A 16,929-nucleotide genomic window follows, 5' to 3' on the forward strand; every position below is an offset into this window, starting at 1 on the left:
TTGGTTTGAACTTTAAAAATATCTTTAGAAAGATTTTTATTTACTCCTTCAGGTGTTTTAAAATAGCTTGAAATAATATCTTTACTAATGTCGGTTGATGTTAAAATTTTAGAAGAATCTGTGTGGAAAAGATAAGTTCCATCATGAGCTAAAACTGCTGCGTGTGAGTAAGAAGTTTTACCTATAGCTAGAACTTCTTCAGAGAATTTTTTCAAATCATAATCAGCAGCGACCACACCTATGACTTTTCCATTTTCTATAATAGGACTAGCATAAGAAATGGTGGGTTTTTTCATACTAGATGATATATAAGGTTCAGTAACAACTAATTCTTTTTTTTCTTTGGCTTCTTTATACCAACCCCTTGTCCTTGGATCATATCCACTTTCTGGGGTCTGATTGTTACCATTTGATCTAAACATAGCACCATCTTCAAAACCAACATAGGTTAGATCAAAACCTAAAGAATCTCCAATAGATTTTAACAAACTAGTATATTGTTCTGCGGATAATTTTTCTTTATTTTCTTTTATATATTTTGTTAAAGAATTAATGATATTACGCCTATCACTAGCATATAAATCAAATCTTTTGCTAACATCAAAAGCAACTTTTTGTTGAAATGAAACTAACAATGTATGACTATTGGATTTAGATTTAATATAATTAAAAACACCTAAAACGCATAGTAATACTACAACAAAAATACAAACTAGAAAGGCTATTTTATTGGAAAAATTACCTAGTAAGTATTTCTTCAGAGAAGAGAGCATATTTTCTCCTTAATAAAGTTAAATTTTGATTTTGTGTTTATAATAACTTATAAGATTTTATTAAAAAAATATTTAAAATATTATAAAAATATTTATATTAAATAAAAAAATATTATATTTTTGGTTAATTTTAAATAAAAAATTCTAATTTTTTAGAAAGCAAAATTTTATTGTCTGTATATTTTACCCATTGTATATTTAAAGCAAAAATACAAGCTTTTGCTAGTTTTGCATAAGGAAATTTTTCATAGTATATTTCTTCTTGTTCTTTGGTAGCTTTTTGAAAAAGAGCTTTGATTTGCACTCCTTTAATGAGATTAATAATGTCTGTATCTAATGCTATACTAACTGCAACTTTGGGAGATTTATAGGCAAGTTGAATATGCTTAGTGTGTTCTTCACTAGCAAAAATTAAAGCCAAATTCTCATCATCAAAAGCATAATAACAACTTGCACAATATGCTCCACCATCATTATCGAGTATGCTCAAACTAAGAAGTTTTTGTGAATGAATAAAATTTTTAATTCTTTTATCCATTGTTTTTAGTTTCTATGTTTAAAATTTTTTGATAACTTAAATGAGTTAAGAAAATCACATAAAATACTTGTAAGAATAAACCAAGTAAAGGAATGCATGATAAGATGAAAAAGAATAAAGTGGTAATTTTAAGATACAAAGGTGATGAATTTTTATAAAAATCATCAAAAGTATTTTTGTCTAAGACACTGCTTAATACGTCTAATAATAAAAGTTTATGAAATAAATAATAAAAAACTCCATAGTAAACTACAATGCTTACAAAAGGTATGATTAACAAAAATGTGGCTACTATAAACAATATACAAGAAATTAATATAGATTTAAATGTTTTAAGTAAAACTTCTAAAAATCCTACTCCTTTTTGTATAGAATAATTGTAGTATTTTTGGTTTATTTTTTTTACTATATAAGGGGTTAAAAAAGAAATTATCAGCATGGTAAAAAATACTGAAACAAATACCACTATGAAAAATCCACCTATGGCACTTAAAAATGCAAGTGAAAATTGTACTATGGAAAAACTAAAAAACCAAGCCATAAAAGAACCACTCACTACATCTTCAATATAAGAAAAGAATATATCATAACTATAATATACAAGTAGAGCAAAAAGAAATAAGCTAATCAAAAATGGTAAGAGAGAAAATTTTAAAAAAGGCTTACTAAAAAAATCTTGCAAGCTTAGATATAACACACTCATTTGATTTGATTGTAGGCTTCTTGAAGTTTTTTATAAATTTCTTTGTACTCTAGTGTTTCTTTTAAAATTTGATTTAAAATTTCATTATCTTCTATATTATTCCAAGTTTTTTGATAAGTACCCTCTTTGTAGCCATTTTCTTGTCTGAATTGATTTAAAATATTTTTACCAATATATGTTTTATAAAGCTCAAAGAAATTCAAACCGCATTTTCTAGCCAAGACAAAATACACACTTAAAAGCTCACCTAGATCATAATCAAATCCACTGCATTTATGGATAATAAGTTCAATATCGTTTAAAATTCCATAAATATCTGTTTCATTTGGATTAGAAGTTTCCTTGCAGAAATCATCAAAAAAAGTTACCGAAGAAACTTCTTCTGCGATAAAATTTTTATCCTCGATTTGTTTTTCTTTATACTCTTCCAAAATTAAACTCAAAATAAAATGCCATATATCTACTATTTCAATGCGAACATTATCCCAGTTTGCAGGGCTGTGTATGCTTTTCCAATGTTTCCAAGCAAAAGAATCAATAAGTTCAGCACACTCCATATAAATACATCTTCTAAAGCTTATTAATTTACCTTCTTTGGTATAACCATTTTCCCAACCTACACCATTAGTATCATCATTTAATTTTTGCTGGAGTTCTAGCATACTTTTTAGAATATCTTTTACTTCCATTTTATTTCCTTGTTTAAGCATAAAATCCAAATTCTTTATTATTTCTTTTTTTTTGATCTTGTTTATTGTATTGTTCCCAAATTTCTTCCAATAATTTAGCACTATCTTGAAAAATTTGCTTTTTAATATCTTCAAGATCTGTTTTTGCTATTTCTTTATTTAAACTTTTATCCATAGTGTTAAATAGTTCATGTAAAGTTGCTTTTTTATGCTCTTCGTCTTTTGGTTCAGGCAGGGCATTGCCAATTTTCATTGCAGTTGTGATAAGCTCTTTTGGTTTTAAAGTACCCACTCTTGAGTTTTTCATAAATTCATCAATTTGAGGTTGTATTTTAGCTACTGTCTCTTTTATCTCTTCAATTTCTTCTTGTGAAAGTTTGGTTCCAGTATATGAAAATGAAAAACCAAATTGATTTCTTAGGCTTAAAGAAGTAGAATTATCTTCCTTATTTAGTTTTGCTTCTTTTTTATCATACATGGAAAAAGAAAGATGATTTCCATTTTTTGTTTTAATATCCATAGAAAAATTTTGAGAATTATAACTAGAAATTTGCACAACATTCCTTTCAGGTTAAGTTAAAGATATATCGTCAAAATAACTAAATTTTAAACAAATTCACAAATTTATAGTTTTTGCGAATTTTCAACATTTTAGCATTAAGTCATTAAATGCTCTCTAAATCCCAAAACAATTTTAGTAATTTTTCATGGTTTGAGTGTATTAGAACTTGTTTTTTATTGTGTGTGTTCTTGCATGCTTTCAAAGCTTGTTTTAAGTGCTCTTTTAAAGAAAAGATTAAGCCAAAAGCAATAGCTTCTTTATCTAAACCACCTAAAATATAAATTAAAGGCATACGTAGTGATTTGGAAACATCAAGCTTTGCTTGTTCATTAATTGTGGTTTTAAAATCAAATTTGCTAGGATGTTTAAACTTATAAGTTAAAGCAAGATCTAAAAACTCATCTAAATGGTTTAATTTTTTTCCGCTAATAAATGGATAGATAAAATAAAATAAATCTAAGATATTATTGCTAATTTTGCTTTCATCATCATAATTTTCTTGTATAAAATCATAATATGTTTTAAATTGCTCTTGGTAATTTTGCACTAAAGTCATAGCCATTTTGGTTTTGGCAAAATTATTTAAGAAAACTTTAGGATTGACTTCAAAGCTAAAATCTAAAAAATTAGATTTTATTTCATTTTGATAAAAAATCCCGCTAATATCACTTTCTAAATCTAGTAAAATATTATCTGAATTAAGTTCGTTGATAGAGCTATTGTAAACGATTTTATCATCTAATATAATAGAAAAATCATTATAAGCAAATTCATTACTCATAGGTTTTTCATAAAAACCAAAATCATCCCAGAAATTCTCTTCACTACAAGCAATACAACCATGTCCTGCAGCTACTGGCCAAGAGGTTTTAGAATTAAATTTAACCTTAGGGCAATTATTATAAACATAAGGTCCTTTGCAACCCACTTTAAAAAGACAATAACCTTGTTTTATATTTTCATCATCAAAACTTTGTGCAAAATTACCTGCTTCAAATTTAGCTTTTCTTTCGCATAAATCATGTAAACATTTTCCATAAAAGGTTAAAGGTCTATTTTGTTCATCTAAAGCCATATCTTGTTCAAATAATACATAAAAACAAAGTGCTGCAATGATATTTACATCACTTGGAGGACAACCTGGTATATTGATTACTTTTTCTTCTAAAACTTTAGAAATTCCTATGCTTTTGGTGGGGTTTGGGTGTGCAGCTTGAATTCCTCCATAGCTTGAGCAAGTTCCCATAGCAAAGATTGTTTTGGCATTTTTGGCACATTTTTGTAAAATTTCATATCCATTTTCTCCGTGTGCTCCTATGGTTAGAAAAAATGGATCTATAGCACAAACTCCACCTTCAACAGCCAAAAGAAAGTCTTTTTTTTCCAAAACCTCTTCTAAATGTAATTCTGCTTGGTATCCACTAGCACTCATGAAGGTTTCATGGTATTCTAAAGAAATAAAATCAAAAATTAAATCCAAAAAGTCAGGTAATGAAGTTCTAAGCAAACTCTCACTGCATCCTGTGCATTCGCTTAAATGAAGCCATATAAGGCTAGGAGGGGTGTGGAGTTGAAAATATCTATGAGCTAAAGGGCTAAAATTATTAGGTAAGCCCAAAACTTTGATAATGGAATTTACTGCTTCTATAGAGATATTTTTTTCTTTTTTTTGTGAATTTTCTAATAAAGTAATTTTATGCTCTAGTATATTTTTTAGTTCTTCATTACTTAAAGGCATTTTTTATTCCTTAGCTATTTTTATCATATTTAAAAAATCATTCGCTTTTAGTGCTGCTGAACCTATTAACACTCCATCGCAATTTTTTAAGGCACAAATTTCTTTAATATTGCTTTGATTAACACTTCCACCATATAAAAGCTTAGACTTGGTAAATTCCCTTAAAAAATTAAGTATGGTGTTGATATCATCAAGATTAGCACTTACTCCTGTGCCTATAGAATAAATAGGCTCATAAGCTATGATAAGTTTTTTATAAGATAAGTCAATATTTTCAATTTGTTTTTTTAAAAAATCCAAGCTTTTGTTAGTATTTTTATTTTCTAAACTTTCGCCTATACAATAAATAATATTAAAATTAAGATTTTTTGCAAAATCAAATTTAGCTTTTAAAAAGCTTTCATCTTCATTTAAAGCTCTTCTTTCAGAATGACCGATTAAAACACTTTTTATATTAAACTCTTCTAAGTGAATTTTACCTATTTCTCCCGTATAAGCCCCATTTTCACAAGGATAGAAATTTTGAGCTCCTAGGTGGAAAGAAAAATTTTCTTTTAAAAAAGCTATACTAGGAGGGAAGATGAAAACTTCATCTTCATGATTAAGTTTTTGATTTAATTCTTGAGCATAAAGTTCAAAGCTTGATCTTGTGTGATTGCACTTTAAATTTGCTGCAAAAATCATTCATTATCCTTTATGGTTAAAGGTTTTACACCAGGAAGTTCTTTTCCTTCTATAAGCTCTAATGATGCTCCGCCACCGGTTGAAATAAAAGTCATCTCATCAGCATCACCTGCTCTTGCTACAACATCAGCAGTATCGCCACCACCTATCACTGTTGTTGCGTGAGATTCGCTAATATAATGACTCATTTTAATGCTACCTTTTGAGAATTTATCGATTTCAAAAACCCCCATAGGTCCATTCCACCAAATAGTTTGAGCATCAGAAAGTGCTTCTTTAAATAACCTTACACTAGCAGGACCTATATCAAGTCCCATCCAACCTGCAGGAATTTCTTGCACAGGGGTGTATTTCATCACTGCTTCTTGAGAGCAAGTTTGCGCTGCTGTAACATCCACAGGAAGATAAATTTTTACCCCTAGATTTTTACCTTTGAGTAAGATTTTATTTGCTTCTTCAATTAAATCCTCCTCCAAAAGAGAATTCCCTATATCATAACCTTGAGCTTTTAAGAAAGTAAATGCCATACCTCCACCTATGATTAATTTATCTACTTTTGGAAGCAAGTTAGTCAAAGCCTGTAATTTCCCACTTACTTTAGAACCACCTACTACCGCAACAAAAGGACGCGCAGGGTGCTTAATAAGATTGCTTGCAAATTCTATTTCTTTTTGGAGTAAAAAACCTGCGCCCTTGTTTGTATTATCAAAGTATTTAGTGATAGCTTCAACGCTAGCATGAGCTCTGTGACAAACTCCAAAAGCATCATTAATATAAACATCAGCCATAGAAGCAAGTTCTTTAGCTAAGTTTTCATCATTTTTAGTTTCACCTTTTTCAAAGCGTAAATTTTCTAAAAGTAAAATTTCACTTGACTTTAATTCACTAGCTTTTTTCTTTGCATCTTCACCTATAACATCTTTAGCCATGACGACTTCTTTGGTCATTAAACGTGCAAGTCTTTTTGCAACCGGTTCTAAAGAATATTTTGAAGCTATTTCTTTTGGACGCCCTAAATGTGAAGCCAAAATAACTGCACAACCATTATCTAAACAATATCTTATAGTAGGGATAGCCGAACGTATACGGCGATCATCGGTGATATTTAAAAACTCATCTTGAGGAACATTAAAATCACATCTAATAAATACTTTTTTCTTTGCAAGATCAATATCTTTAATTGATAAAATACTACTCATCTTAAGCCTTTGCTACGAATACTGCCATATCTACTAAACGAGAAGAATATCCCCATTCATTATCATACCAAGCAACCACTTTAACAAAATCATCACAAATTACTTGAGTTAAATCACTTGCTACAATTGCACCATAAGAGCAAGTTATAAAATCACTTGAAACTCTTTCTTCATCATCAACCAATAATATACCTTTTAAATTACTAGCAGCCGCTTTTCTAAAGGCTTCGTTGATTTCTTCTTTACTTACTTTTTTCTTTAAAGTTGCAGTTAAATCCACGGTTGATACATCAGCCACAGGCACACGCATACTTTGACCGTGTAGTTTTCCATCAAGCTCAGGCATAACAAGTTTCATAGCTTTTGCTGCACCAGTTGAAGTAGGGATGATGTTTTGAGCAGCAGCGCGTGATCTTCTTTTGTCTCTTGCTTTTGCATCAATAATACTTTGTCCATTTGTATATGCATGAATAGTAGTCATTAAACCTTTTTCTATGCCAAAATTATCTTGCAAAACTCTACAAATTGGACCTAAGCAGTTTGTAGTACAACTTGCATTTGAAATGATACTTTCACCTTTATATTCATGTGCATTTACTCCTAAAACATAAGTTGGAGTTTTATCTTTTGCAGGTGCACTCATAATAACTTTTTGCACTCCATGATCTAGAAATCCTTGGCATTTCTCCATAGTTAAGTGTGCACCAGTGCATTCTAAAACAATTTGTGCGCCATATTTTGCAAAGTCTAAATCTGCTACACTTCTACTTTTTAAAACTTTTATTTTTTTGTTATCAATTATTAAATCATCATTTTCATTTTCAACACTACCATCATATACTCCATGAACAGTGTCGTATTTAAAAAGATATTTTGTGAGTTCAATATCAGTGGTATCGTTAATTGCTACAAGTTCAATATCATCGCGTTTCATGATAATTCTTGCAACACATCTTCCAATGCGTCCAAAACCATTTATTGCAACTTTTACAGCCATTTTCATTTCCTTTTTATGATTAAGTAGGTAAAATTCTACTAAAAAAAGGTTAAATTTTAATGAAAATCGCACTTTTTGGTGGCAGTTTTGATCCACCTCATTTAGGGCATAATGCTATAGTCTTTAATGCGCTAGCAAATTTAGAGCTTGATAAACTCATTATTATGCCAACTTTTATTAGCCCTTTTAAGCAAGAATTTACTGCAAATGAGCAAAGACGCTTAAAATGGTGTGAGATGATTTGGGGAGGTTTAGAAAAAGTTGAAATTTGTGATTTTGAAATAAAAAAACAAAGACCTGTACCTAGTATAGAAAGTGTTGATTTTTTGTATAAACAATATGAAATTTCTAAATTTTATCTTATTTTGGGAGCTGATCATTTGCAAAGTCTTGAAAAATGGCATGAATTTGAAAGATTGCAAAATTTGGTAGAATTTGTTGTAGCTAAAAGAGATGATATTTTTATACCAAAACATTTTAAAACCTTAGATACTAAAGTAGATATTTCTTCTTCTTTTATAAGGCAAACATTGCAAACATCACAAGTTTGTGAGAAAATCAAAGAAGAAGTTAAGCTTTATTATTCTAAATTTAAAAATATTTAACAAAAGGAAAATAATGCAAGAAAGAATTAATAATATAGTGCAAATTTTAGATGATAAAAAAGCAGATTTAATAGAAACTTTTGACATGCAAGATAAAGATTATTTTGTTAAATTTGTGGTAATTGCTACTACTATGGGAGAAAGGCATGCGCTTTCTTTGATTGATGATTTAAAAACTAATCTTAAAAGCAAAGGCGAGAAGTTTTTGAATATAGAAAGTAGTGAAGAGTGGACTGTGCTTGATTTAGGAGACATTTTGATTCATCTAATGAGTGAAACTTATAGAGCAAAATATAATATAGAAGAATTTTTAAAAAGTTTAAACAAAGAAAATCAAAACTAGGAAAAAAGATTTGGATAATTTAATTACTGAGTTATCAGATTTAGCTAAAGAATATTTTGAAAATTCAGAATTTGAAAAATGCGATGAGATTTTAAGTGAGCTTATAGCTTTTTGCAAAGGTGAAATTACGCTTGCTCAAGATGGTAAAATGATTTTTATAGATGATGAGGATAAAGAGCGTTTGCTCTTAGAAGCTTATCATAATAGAGCATTTTGTAGATTTAATTGTTTGAAATTTCAAGAAGCGCTTGAAGATGCAACTATAGCTGTAGAGTTTGATTCTAGTAATGTATTTTTGTTTAATCTTTTGGGTTTGTGTAATTTTAAGTTAGATTTATTACAAGAAGCACTTTTAGCTTTTAATAAAACTATAGCACTAGATAATGCGTATTATTTAGCATATTTTAATAGAGCTAGAATTTATATACTTTTAGATGAACATGCAAAAGCTTTAAAAGATTTGCAAATTTGTATTGATTTAGCTCCAGAATATCATATTGCTTATTATACCAGAGCTATTGCCTTGCTTAGTGTTGATCCAAAACAAGCTTTGATTGATTTTAAAAAATCCCAAGATTTAGGCTTTGAATCCTCGCAGATTTTTTATTATCAAGGGGTAGCTTATGAGAATTTAGAAGATTATCAAAAAGCTATAGAATTTTTTACTAAGATGATTGAGCAAGATGAGAGTTTTGCTGATGCGTATTATAAAAGGGCTAATAATAAACGTAAAGTCGATGATTTAGAAGGAGCTTTGCAAGATTGCTTAAAATCTATTGAACTAGATAATGAAAATGCAATGGCATATTTGATTTTGGGACATATTTATAAAGACTTAGAAAAGATAGAATTATCAATAGATGCTTTTAAAAAATCAATCGAATTAGATGAAAATTTACAATATCCATGTTTTGCATTGGCTAGAGTTTTGTATGATTTAGAAGATTATGAGCAAGCTTTGAAGTATTACGATAAAACAATTGAGCTTTATGAAGAATATATCCAAGCTTATATTAATAGAGGTAATACTAAGATTAATCTAAAAATGATTGAAGATGCTATAGAAGATTTTGATTTAGCAGCTAAATATTATCAAGAAAGAGCAAAAAAGCATGATTTTACTCCATCAGAATTAGCAGAACTTGAACATGCAGTTCCTTATGGTTTTTATCATTTAGGTAATAGCTTATATGAGATAGACAAATATGATGAAGCTTTGATAAGTTATGAAAAAGCTTTGAAATATCAAAAAGAATATCCTGATGTGTTTTTTAATAGGGCTTATTTAAAATCTGATCTTGAAAAATATGAGGAGGCTTTAGAAGATAGCGAGCTAGCTGTTAAATATTATAAAAAACAAAATAATACTAAAGATTATGCTAATTCCCTTTCTCAAAGAGCTTGGATTAAAAGCAAGCTTGAAAGATTTCAAGAAGCTATAGATGAATATAATGAGCTTATAAAAACATATAAAGACTATATCGATTTAAAAGATGTATTATTTGAAAGAGCATATTGTGCAAAAGAGCTTGAGTCTTATGAAGAATTAATAGCTTATTGTAACGCAGCACATAAAGTGGATAAAAATAATTTTAAGCTTTATTTTTGGCGAGGAATTGCTAAATATAATTTAAGTTTAGAAGAAGAAGCTATAGAAGATTTAAATAAGGCTTTAAAAATTGATAAAAACCATAATGGTGCAAAGTATTATAAAGGACTTTGTTATGAAGATATTTATATGTTTGAAGAAGCTATAAAATGTTATGATAGTGTGATTTTAAGTAATGAAGAGGATGATGAATCGTATTTTCATAGAGCAAAATGTAAAAGAAATCTTGAAAGATACAACGAAGCTTTAAAAGATATCAATGAATGCTTAAAAATAATTGATGATATTGGTGAGTATTGGATAGAAAAAGCACAAATTTTAAGCTTTTTAGGAAAATATGATGAAAGTTTTGAAGCAGCAAAAAAAGCAAGTGAGCTTGAGCCAAAATCATATGAGTGTTACCATTTTATGGGTGCAGTTAAAGTGTATTCGCAAGATTTTAAAGAAGCTATAAAATATCTTAATATGGCTTTAAATTTAGATGAAAGTCAAAACTGGACACATTATTATAAAGCAGAGTGTTTAAGAAATTTAGGTGAATTTGATGATGCTATAAATTGTTATGAGGATTGTTTGAAAATTACTAGCGAAAATACTGATGCTCTTGTTGGGAAAATTCAATGTTTAGAACAATTGCAAGAATATGAAAAAGCATTAGAAACTACTAATGAACTTTTAAAATTAGATTCAGGACACGAAGAGGCATTAAAATATCAAAATATTTTAATGCAAAAAGTAAATGCAAAAACCAAAAAATGGTGGAAAATTTGGAATTAAATTAGAGATTGTCTATATATTCTTTAATCTCTTTTTTGATTTTATCTTTTTTATCTTTTAAAGCTTCTTTTTTGCTTTTATATTCTGCTTTACTCATATAATCTTTTTGTTTTTTTAATTCTTTTAATTCTTGTTCGATTTTTTCTACTTCTTGTTCTTTAAGTTTTTTAGCCTCTAATTTTTTATCATAAAAAAGAGGGTCTTTTGCACAATCTGCCTGAACTTCTTTTAAAGCTAGTTCTAAACTTAAGGCTTTTTCTTGATGATTGTAATTTTTAGCATAAGCTATTTCTTTTTGAATTTGCTCTATTTTAACCTCGCATTGTGTAGAAAATGCAAATGAACAAAGTGCAAGTAAAAACAACAACTGTTTCATAGTTTAAACCTTTCTTTTTTTGATATTTTAGTTTATTATATTAAATAATTTATTTGTTATTTTTAATAAAAATATGAGTTTTGAAAAAAGTTATTTGACCTTTTATATTGATATTAAATTCCAAAGGGATAAAAATCAAAGATGAGCCATTATTAAGTTTATAGTTTAATTGTGAATTTTTCTGATAATTTTTTAGGGTTTTATCAAAACTTTCAAGCTTTAAAAGTTCTTTTTCTTGAAGTAAAAAATATAAAGTATTATCATTAATTTTTATGGAATATTTAAAATCACTTGTATTGGCAATAAAATCAAATAATACTTCATCATAATTTTCTTTTAATTTGGTGTATTTTGGATGGAATTTTTTGGACATATTATGAAATTTTATTTTTTGTGGCTTTAAATGAGTTAGATTATAAGTTTTTAAAAAATCATCAAAACTATAGTTGTTATTGTAATTTTTATCAAGGTTATGTAGGGTATTTTTGATATTTTTGATTTGCTCATAGTATTGTTTGCTTTGAGTATAGTCAAGTTCTAAAGAATATATAAAGTTTTCTAATTTTTGTAGTTGGTATTTTTGCGAAGAAAAACTTATGTAATTTGCAAAAAATCCTAAAAATAGTGCCATAAACGCAAGTATATAAAAAGAAAATTTTAATGCTATTTTTTGTTTAAACACGCTTAGATAATTTGCGATTAAAAGCCATAAATTTAAAGTCAATACTGCTAAACGCTCAGGTGTAAAACCATATTGTAAAATTCTAATTGTAATAGCATAAAATACGAAAAGATTTAATGATAGCACTACAATAAAAAAGGCATAGAGCAGTGCTTTTTTGATTTTATAAAAAGATAAATTTATCCAAAGATTAATTAATAAAAAATTACCAAACCAAAGACATAAATGAACTATACTAAGATTTTTTAAAAGATTAAAAAACACTCCAAGACCATAAGCAAAAAGCATGATTATATATAAAATACTAAAAGTGTTTAGTATAAATATAAAAATTTTATTAAAATTATATGAAGTAAAATTACCAAGTAAAAATAAAGAAAAAATTCCAGCACTGAAAAGCCATAATGATAGAACATAAGAATCTAACATACTTGAAGAAATATCAAATAAAAAATCAAACGAACCATAAAATATAGCCAAAAATATACCAAAAATCAGCCAAAAGCTTATACTAAAAGAAAGGGCGGCTAAAAAATTATGAAAATAATTAAAATCATATAATTTTCTTGCACATAGTAAAGCTACAAGAGCTGTTGTTAAAGAAATATACAAGGTGCTGTTGGTAAGAAATATTAAATAATTTTCTTTATTGTCTTTAAAGATAAAATTTAAGAATATATAAAAAATTAGTCCAAAAAATCCAACCCATAAATTTTTCAGGCTTTTATAATTTTGAATTAAATTGCTTTTTGTGTTAGCAAATGTTTCGCAAAAAATTATAAATAAGGTTAAAAGTAAGAGAATGCTAGTTTGATATGAATCATAAAAAAATGCTATAAAAAGCCAAAAGCATAAGTAAAAAATTGCCCCAAGTGGATGATATAATAGAGCTAAATAGGTAGAATTAATAAATTTTTTAAACATGAGTATTTTTTATTTGCTCAAGTAAAATAGATATAAATCCTTTAAAATCAGGTAAATGTAAATTTTTGATCTCTCTTTGTTGTTTTCCCCACATACATTCTGGAAAAAACGCGTCTTCTTTAAATCTTGCCATAACATGAAAATGTACTCTTGGCACATAGTTTGCAAAGGAAGCTATGTTGATTTTTTCTGGCTTGTAATATTTTCTAAGACTTAATTCACAGGCTAAAACATACTGAAAAAGCATATTTTGTAAAAAAGCTGGACAATCGCTTAATTCTTTGTAGTTTTCTTTAGTAAAAATTTTTACCCAAGGAATTTGAGAATTTTCTTTTTCTATAAATAAAAAATCATTTTCATAAATCATATTAACTCTTAAAAAAGACTAGGATAATTTCCTAGTCTTTTGATTATTTTTTCGGTCCTATCATTTTTGTAGGATCTACAAATTTAGCAAAGTCTTCTTCACTTACTAAGCCAAGCTCCATAGCACTTTCTTTTAAAGAAATACCTTTTTTGTGAGCATTTTTTGCTACTTTAGCCGCATTCTCATAACCAATATGTGGATTTAATGCAGTTACTAACATTAAAGAATTATGCAAGTTGAAATCAATCTTTTCTTTATTTGGTTCTATACCTACAGCACAGTGGATATTAAATGAATGCATAGCATCAGCTAATAAATCAAGGCTTTGCAGGAAATTATAAATGATAACAGGTTTAAATACATTAAGTTCGAAATTTCCTTGACTTGCTGCAAAACCAATAGCCGCATCATTTCCCATAACTTGTACCGCAACCATGGTTAAAGCTTCACATTGAGTAGGGTTGACCTTGCCTGGCATAATAGAACTTCCAGGTTCATTTTCAGGTATATTTAACTCCCCAAGACCACATCTAGGACCGCTTGCTAGCCATCTAATATCATTTGCTATTTTCATTAAATTTGCAGCTAAGCCTTTCATAGCTCCATGAGTAAAATTAATCGCATCATGACTTGTTAATGCATGAAATTTATTTGGACTTGAAACAAATTTAGTACCTAAAAGTTTGCTTAATTCTTCACTCACTTTTTCACTAAGTTCTGGATGAGCGTTTAATCCTGTACCAACTGCGGTACCACCTATTGCAAGTTCTCTTAGTGTAGGTAAAGAAGCAATGATTTGTTCTTTTGAATGAAGCAACATAGAAAGATATCCACTAAATTCTTGAGCTAGTGTAAGCGGTGTTGCATCTTGAAGATGGGTTCTTCCTATTTTAATAATTCCATCAAATTCTTTTACTTTTTTTTCGAAAGTTGCAATAAGCTCATCTAAAGCAGGAATAAGTTTTTTTTCTACTTGCTCTACTGAAACTATACTCATGGCAGTTGGAAAAGTATCATTTGAACTTTGAGACATATTCACATGATCGTTTGGATGGACAAGTTTTTCTTTTCTAAAATCTCCACCCATAATTTCAGTAGCACGATTTGCTATAACTTCATTCATATTCATATTGCTTTGCGTGCCTGAACCTGTTTGCCATATTGCTAGTGGAAAGTTATCATCAAATTTTCCTGCTACAATTTCATCACAAGCTTGCACAATGGCATTTTTTTTAGCATCGTCTAGTTTTCCAAGTTTATTGTTTACTAAAGCCAAAGATTTTTTAAGATTTGCAAAAGCATAAATTAAAACTTTTGGCATTTTTTCACAACCAATTTTAAAATTTTCAAAACTTCTTTCAGTTTGCGCACCCCAATATTTATCATTAGGAACTTTAATCTCTCCCATAGTATCGTGTTCGATTCTATATTCCATGACTTTTCCTTGTAATAAAATAAGATATTGATATTTAAACCAAAAAAACCCTAAAGTTTGCTTATAATTTAAAAAATATTTATAAAATTTTTGAAGAAAAGTGTAGTTTTGAAAAACTACACAAGATATTATTCTACAGTAACACTTTTCGCTAGATTTCTTGGCATATCTACGTCATTGCCAAGTCTTATAGAAACTTCTAAAGCTAGAAGCTGTAAAATCACCATCATTTCAAAAAATTCACACATATAGTGTTCTTGTTTTGAAGTTTTTATAAAATCATCGCTTAAATCAAAATCAAGTGGAGAGATAGCAAGCAAGGTAGAATCTCTTGCAACAAGTTCTTCTACATTTGATTTTGTTTTTTCATAAAGGCAATTTTGAGGCATTAAAGCGACAGTAAAAAGTTCGCTATCTGCCAAAGCTATAGGTCCATGTTTCATTTCACCTGCTGGGTATCCTTCGGCATGTAAATATGAAATTTCTTTTAATTTTAAAGCCCCTTCTAAAGCTAGTGGATAAAACACATCTCTTCCTATAAAGAAAAAGCCATGACCGTGTAGATATCTTTTTGAAATTCTATGTACTTTTTCATGCAAGCTTTGCTCGACTTTAACTATACCTGGCAAGCTTCTTAGAGCCTTAATTTCTTTGCTCATATCTAAATTTGCTTTTTGTGCAAGATAAATTGCAAGCATCCATAAAGTCGCAACTTGAGTGGCAAAAGCTTTAGTTGATGCTACACCTTTTTCAATACCTGCCCTAGTAAGCAATGATATATCAGCTAAACGTACTATGTTAGAATTATCTACATTACATATTGCTAAAGTTTTAACACCTTGTGCTTTTGCTATTTTTAAAGCCTCTAATGTGTCAGCTGTTTCACCACTTTGAGAGATTACTACAAAAAGAGTGTTCTTGCTTACAATAGCTTCTCTATATCTAAATTCACTAGCTACTTCAACTTTAGTTTTAATTTTTGCAAGTCTTTCAAGTAAATAAGCTCCACTTAAAGCAGCATGATAGCTCGTACCACAAGCACAAAGTGTGATTTCATCTATATTTTTTAAAAGCGCTTCATCTATGTCTTCAAAAATGACTTGTTCACCTTGTAAGCGTCCCATTAGCACTTCACCTAAAACCCTGCTTTGTTCATAAATTTCTTTTTCCATAAAAAATCTATAACCATCTTTTTGGGCAAAACTTTTATCTTGACTTAGAGTTACAAAAGTAGGTTGAATGCATGCTTGATCATGGCAAATTTTACATTCGTTTAAATTAACATATCCATAATCTCCATCTTCAAGGTAAGCTACTTTATCCACTAAAGAAACTAATGGCGCTTCACTTGATGCAAAATAATATTCATTTTCATCGCCATTTTTTCCGATGATGAGTGGCACTGCATTTTTAGCAAAATAAATTGTATTCGGATCTTTTTTACTTACAAGCAAGATTGCAAAAGCACCTTTTAGTTCAGCTATAGTTTTTTTAAAAGCTTCAAATGGTTCTAAATTACTTGCATAGTATTCAAACAAATGTACAATAACTTCAGTGTCAGTTTGACTTAGAAAATTAATACCTTCTTGTGTGAGTTTTGTTTTTAATTCTTGGTAATTTTCTATGATTCCATTATGTATTACGCAAGAGTATTGTCCTAAATGTGGATGAGCGTTTATTTCAGTTGGTTTTCCATGAGTTGCCCAACGCGTGTGGCCTATAGCAAGCCCAAAGCCATCACTATTAAAATTAGCAGTTTTATTAGCTAAATTTTCTAATTTTCCAACCGCTTTAAAAAAGTCTAATTCCCCATCTTTCATTACTGCTATACCAGCACTATCATAACCTCTATACTCAAGCTCTTTTAAGCCTTCTAGTATGATTTTTTTCTTTTCTTTGGTTCCTATATATCCTACTATTCCACACAT

General features: G+C 28.8%; 16 protein-coding genes and 1 pseudogene. 3 read left to right on the forward strand and 14 right to left on the reverse strand.

The genetic code is table 11. From position 1 onward, the window contains the following. Positions 1–116: 116 nt before the first annotated feature. From CORN_RS08610 to gap, 9 genes and pseudogenes are all read right to left on the reverse strand, one after another. Positions 117–773: pseudogene (locus CORN_RS08610) on the reverse strand (cache domain-containing protein); the annotation flags it as partial. Between the two features lie 130 nt (positions 774–903). Further along, on the reverse strand, positions 904–1,311 hold the full coding sequence (locus CORN_RS02095) for a pyridoxamine 5'-phosphate oxidase family protein (RefSeq protein ID WP_066007056.1): 408 nt from the start codon (positions 1,309–1,311) through the stop codon (positions 904–906). After that, the gene (locus CORN_RS02100; protein ID WP_066007051.1) at positions 1,304–2,014 is read right to left on the reverse strand and encodes an EI24 domain-containing protein; all 711 of its coding nucleotides are present in this window, start codon (positions 2,012–2,014) and stop codon (positions 1,304–1,306) included. Before CORN_RS02100 ends, CORN_RS02095 begins: the two co-directional genes overlap by 8 nt. Next, positions 2,011–2,703 (reverse strand): dUTPase, encoded by a 693-nt coding sequence (dut, locus tag CORN_RS02105; protein ID WP_066007050.1) that lies wholly within the window; start codon positions 2,701–2,703, stop codon positions 2,011–2,013. Before dut ends, CORN_RS02100 begins: the two co-directional genes overlap by 4 nt. A 13-nt stretch (positions 2,704–2,716) precedes the next feature. Then, the gene (locus CORN_RS02110; protein WP_066007048.1) at positions 2,717–3,259 is read right to left on the reverse strand and encodes a hypothetical protein; all 543 of its coding nucleotides are present in this window, start codon (positions 3,257–3,259) and stop codon (positions 2,717–2,719) included. Between the two features lie 109 nt (positions 3,260–3,368). Beyond that, positions 3,369–5,003: a hydrogenase small subunit gene (locus CORN_RS02115; protein WP_066007046.1), complete on the reverse strand. Its 1,635-nt coding sequence runs from the start codon at positions 5,001–5,003 to the stop codon at positions 3,369–3,371. A gap of 3 nt (positions 5,004–5,006) precedes the next feature. Continuing rightward, the gene (locus CORN_RS02120) at positions 5,007–5,687 is read right to left on the reverse strand and encodes a triose-phosphate isomerase (RefSeq protein WP_066007041.1); all 681 of its coding nucleotides are present in this window, start codon (positions 5,685–5,687) and stop codon (positions 5,007–5,009) included. Beyond that, on the reverse strand, positions 5,684–6,886 hold the full coding sequence (locus CORN_RS02125) for a phosphoglycerate kinase (protein WP_066007040.1): 1,203 nt from the start codon (positions 6,884–6,886) through the stop codon (positions 5,684–5,686). The genes CORN_RS02120 and CORN_RS02125 overlap by 4 nt, the downstream gene beginning before the upstream one ends. A 1-nt stretch (position 6,887) precedes the next feature. Beyond that, positions 6,888–7,883 (reverse strand): type I glyceraldehyde-3-phosphate dehydrogenase, encoded by a 996-nt coding sequence (gene gap, locus CORN_RS02130; protein WP_066007039.1) that lies wholly within the window; start codon positions 7,881–7,883, stop codon positions 6,888–6,890. Positions 7,884–7,942: 59 nt separating this feature from the next. On the opposite strand from gap, the gene nadD reads away from it, so the two are divergent. From nadD to CORN_RS02145, 3 genes are read left to right on the forward strand one after another with little or no spacing between them, the layout of a single operon-like run. Further along, positions 7,943–8,488: a nicotinate (nicotinamide) nucleotide adenylyltransferase gene (gene nadD / locus CORN_RS02135; RefSeq protein WP_066007037.1), complete on the forward strand. Its 546-nt coding sequence runs from the start codon at positions 7,943–7,945 to the stop codon at positions 8,486–8,488. 13 nt (positions 8,489–8,501) lie between these two features. Further along, positions 8,502–8,831 (forward strand): ribosome silencing factor, encoded by a 330-nt coding sequence (rsfS, locus tag CORN_RS02140; protein ID WP_066007036.1) that lies wholly within the window; start codon positions 8,502–8,504, stop codon positions 8,829–8,831. Positions 8,832–8,841: 10 nt separating this feature from the next. Beyond that, positions 8,842–11,217, forward strand: a complete 2,376-nt coding sequence (locus CORN_RS02145) for a tetratricopeptide repeat protein (protein WP_066007034.1) — start codon at positions 8,842–8,844, stop codon at positions 11,215–11,217. A 1-nt stretch (position 11,218) separates the two neighbouring features. On the opposite strand, the gene CORN_RS02150 is transcribed toward CORN_RS02145, so the two are convergent. The 5 genes from CORN_RS02150 to glmS all read right to left on the reverse strand — a co-directional run bounded on the left by CORN_RS02150 (position 11,219) and on the right by glmS (position 16,929). After that, entirely contained in the window at positions 11,219–11,593 is a 375-nt protein-coding gene (locus tag CORN_RS02150; protein WP_066007032.1) for a DUF1090 family protein, read from the reverse strand. Positions 11,594–11,642: 49 nt separating this feature from the next. After that, on the reverse strand, positions 11,643–12,755 hold the full coding sequence (locus tag CORN_RS02155) for a DUF4153 domain-containing protein (RefSeq protein WP_172663968.1): 1,113 nt from the start codon (positions 12,753–12,755) through the stop codon (positions 11,643–11,645). 436 nt (positions 12,756–13,191) lie between these two features. Then, positions 13,192–13,566 carry an HIT domain-containing protein gene (locus CORN_RS02160; RefSeq protein WP_066007028.1) on the reverse strand — a complete coding sequence of 125 codons (375 nt, stop codon included), beginning with the start codon at positions 13,564–13,566 and terminating at the stop codon, positions 13,192–13,194. A 43-nt stretch (positions 13,567–13,609) separates the two neighbouring features. Next, positions 13,610–15,001 carry a class II fumarate hydratase gene (gene fumC, locus CORN_RS02165; RefSeq protein ID WP_066007026.1) on the reverse strand — a complete coding sequence of 464 codons (1,392 nt, stop codon included), beginning with the start codon at positions 14,999–15,001 and terminating at the stop codon, positions 13,610–13,612. Positions 15,002–15,129: 128 nt separating this feature from the next. Continuing rightward, the gene (gene glmS, locus CORN_RS02170; protein WP_066007024.1) at positions 15,130–16,929 is read right to left on the reverse strand and encodes a glutamine--fructose-6-phosphate transaminase (isomerizing); all 1,800 of its coding nucleotides are present in this window, start codon (positions 16,927–16,929) and stop codon (positions 15,130–15,132) included.

This window comes from Campylobacter ornithocola, from assembly GCF_013201605.1.
Taxonomy (GTDB): Bacteria; Campylobacterota; Campylobacteria; order Campylobacterales; family Campylobacteraceae; genus Campylobacter_D; species Campylobacter_D ornithocola.